This is a genomic window from Caballeronia sp. M23-90, from assembly GCF_053574605.1.
The window spans coordinates 1-1,904 of the sequence record NZ_JBSIPA010000738.1 but is presented as its reverse complement, the minus strand read 5'-3'; the positions used below and the strand labels follow the sequence as shown (position 1 = coordinate 1,904).

Here is a 1,904-nt window from a genome sequence, read left to right as displayed (position 1 = left end):
GAACCGGTTGGAAGCGGCTCTCATATCTATTTGCGGCGCACAGCACTACTTTGGCGGACATCACGTTTTCCGTGATCGGACAATCTCAACGCAGGTGCCAAGTACTGGACGTAGAGCCGGCCCGACACCAGGGCCGCATGGGTATCGATGCTCCCCACCACGAAACCGCCGCCGTGGAAGTACACGAGCGTCGGCGCCGGGGAGGTCCACGCCGGTTCGACCGGATGAAAAAGCCGCGCGCGAATGGACGCGCCGTCTCGCGCGGGAATAGCCAGATCCTGGATATCGAACATGGGTGCCGGCGCGATATCGATGATCAGGGCGCTGCGTTCATACGATGCCCGCGCTGCGGCAGCGCTCAGCGTATGAAACGGCGGCCGCTTCGCCTTCGCGATCAGTTCGAGGACCTGGGCAATGGCAGGATTCAGCGGCAAGGGAATAGGATGGCGGTAAAAGCTCGCGATGATGACACATCGGTGCTCAAGGCCGCTCTTTCACCTCGGGCTTCAGCGAAAGCGGATCGGTCGGGTTCCGCATTTGCGCGACATCGTCGAAGCGCAGTTGCACCGACGCCAGGATCTTCGGATGCGTCAGCACGTAAAAACGGCGTTGGCGCACGGCCTCAAAAGTGATTTCCGCCACCTCCTTTGCACTCAGCTTGCCGCCTTCTACCGCTTTCGTTAGCTGCTTGACTGCCATGGTTTGCGATGGCGTCATGGGCTCTTCGTTACGCAATTCCTCAGGCCGCGCACGCTCGGCCTGAGCGATTCCGGTGGGTACGAACGCCGGACACAACAATGAACAATCCACGGGAGCGCCGACGATCTTCAGGTCGTGATAAAGCGTCTCGGTCAATGCGACGACCGCGTGCTTCGATGCGTTGTACACGCCCATTGCGGGCGCGGATAACAAACCCGCGACAGACGCCGTGTTGACGATATGCGCCGGTTCGTTCTGCGCGAGCATCAACGGCGTGAACGCACGCACGCCGTTCGCCACGCCCATTACGTTGACGCCGAACACCCAAGCCCAGTCGTTCGCACTGTTTTCCCACACGAATCCGCCTGCGCCGACGCCCGCGTTGTTGAACAACAAGTGCACGGCGTCATACGTGTCCATGGTCATGCGTGCCAGGGCGTCGACCTGGTTTGCATCGGAGACGTCTGTCGGCACGCCCAGCGCTTGCGCGCCCAACGCACGGGCCATCTCGACGGTTTCCGTGAGGCCTTTGACATCGATATCGGCGAGTGCGAGCTTCATGCCGAGCGCCGCGCCCTTCAGCGCGAACTCACGGCCAAAGCCGCTGCCCGCGCCCGTGATCACCGCTACCTTGCCGTCGAACTGATCCACTGTGTCTCCCTTCGATGTGCACCCGGCCTCAGATCAGCTTGACGAGCTGTTTGCCGAAGTTCTTGCCCGTGAGCAAGCCGAGAAACGCTTCGGGCGCGTTCTCGAGCCCTTGCGCGATGCTTTCACGATACTGCAGCTTTTTCTGCGCGACGAGGCCCCCGAGCTGAGCGAGCGCTTCGGGCCACACTTCCGGCGACTCACTCACGATAAACCCCTGGACCTTCAGCCGTTGTGTGAGCAATAGCGAAGGTTTCTTGAGCGGCATGGGCGAGCCGTCGTAGGTCGCGACCATCCCGCACAACGCAATACGGCCGAACGCGTTCATGCGCGGCAACACGGCGTCGAGCACTTCCCCGCCGACGTTCTCGAAATAACCGTCGACCCCATCCGGCAAGGCCGCCTTCAGGTCCTCGTACAGGTTGCCAGCCTTGTAATCGACGCACGCATCGAAGCCGAGCGTCTCGGTCACGTACCGGCACTTGTCTGCACCCCCCGCGATGCCCACCGCCCGGCATCCTGCCGCCTTCGCCAACTGGCCGACCACGCTGCCCACA

The 1,904-nt window shown here is 62.0% G+C and carries 2 protein-coding genes and 1 pseudogene; all 3 read right to left on the bottom strand.

All coding sequences use genetic code 11. The features are described 5' to 3' along the window. Positions 1–128 precede the first annotated feature (128 nt). Positions 129–434, bottom strand: a pseudogene (locus ACRXB1_RS35330) (alpha/beta hydrolase); the annotation flags it as partial. 46 nt (positions 435–480) lie between these two features. Continuing rightward, entirely contained in the window at positions 481–1,350 is an 870-nt protein-coding gene (locus tag ACRXB1_RS35325; RefSeq protein WP_449494690.1) for an SDR family oxidoreductase, read from the bottom strand. A 28-nt stretch (positions 1,351–1,378) separates the two neighbouring features. Next, positions 1,379–1,904: zinc-binding dehydrogenase (locus ACRXB1_RS35320; protein ID WP_449494689.1), on the bottom strand; the 526-nt coding region annotated here is incomplete at its 5' end.